The 775-nt window shown below is 55.0% G+C and carries 1 protein-coding gene; it reads left to right on the forward strand.

Features of this window, described 5'->3' with window-relative positions; all coding sequences use genetic code 11:
- The coding region (locus HMPREF0577_RS10505; RefSeq protein ID WP_004013879.1) for an ABC transporter ATP-binding protein at nucleotides 1–605 on the forward strand (605 nt) is incomplete at its 5' end.
- Between the last annotated feature and the right edge of the window lie 170 nt (nucleotides 606–775).

The following is a 775-nucleotide window of genomic DNA, read 5'->3' on the forward strand; positions in this document are numbered from 1 at the left end:
TCACCGGGCTGATTGGCCCCAATGGGGCGGGGAAGTCTACTTTGATTGCCACGATGTTGGGTGATATTGCCCCCGCGCGGGGTAGTGTTACCTATGGGGGCAAACCAGTACGTAGTCTGGCGCATCGCTCCCAGGTGTTTGGGGTGGTCACCGAGGCGCATGGCCTGCCGCCGAAGATGAGTGTGCGGGACATGATTCTGTACTGGGGTGGTATCCACGGGGTGCCTTCCATTGAAATGGCGCGGCTTTCCCAGGAACTTGGTGTGGCGAGTTTTTGGGAAAAACGCTTCGATAAGCTCTCTACCGGGATGCGTCGGCGGGCCGAGATTGTTCTCGCGCTGTTGCCTCGCCCCAAGGTCGTGGTTTTGGATGAGCCTTTCAATGGTTTGGATATGGATGGGGTGCAGGTGGTGCGTAACCTGGTGCAACGGCTGCGTGATAGTGGGAAAGTCGTAGTGATTTCCACGCATACCCTAAATGAGCTGGATTTCCTAGCCGACCGCAGTGTGGTGGTACACCAAGGGAAACTGGTGGAACTTGAATTTACTCGCGGTGAGCTGGGAGCCAGCGAAGCCGCCTATCAAAGACTTCAGGAAGGAAAATAGCCATGAATACCACACCGAATTATTTTGAATGGTTCCTACGCGAACTACTGCGCTGGTCAAAATCAACCGCGCTTTGGGCTGTCATCCTAGTAGGCGCGTTTATGACTTTCATGGCAATCACGGGGACAGTGGCCAGAAAAGTTCCGGAGTTGGAGCAAGGCCTGATTGAC

Source organism: Mobiluncus mulieris ATCC 35243, from assembly GCF_000160615.1.
In the GTDB taxonomy this organism is placed as follows: domain Bacteria; phylum Actinomycetota; class Actinomycetes; order Actinomycetales; family Actinomycetaceae; genus Mobiluncus; species Mobiluncus mulieris.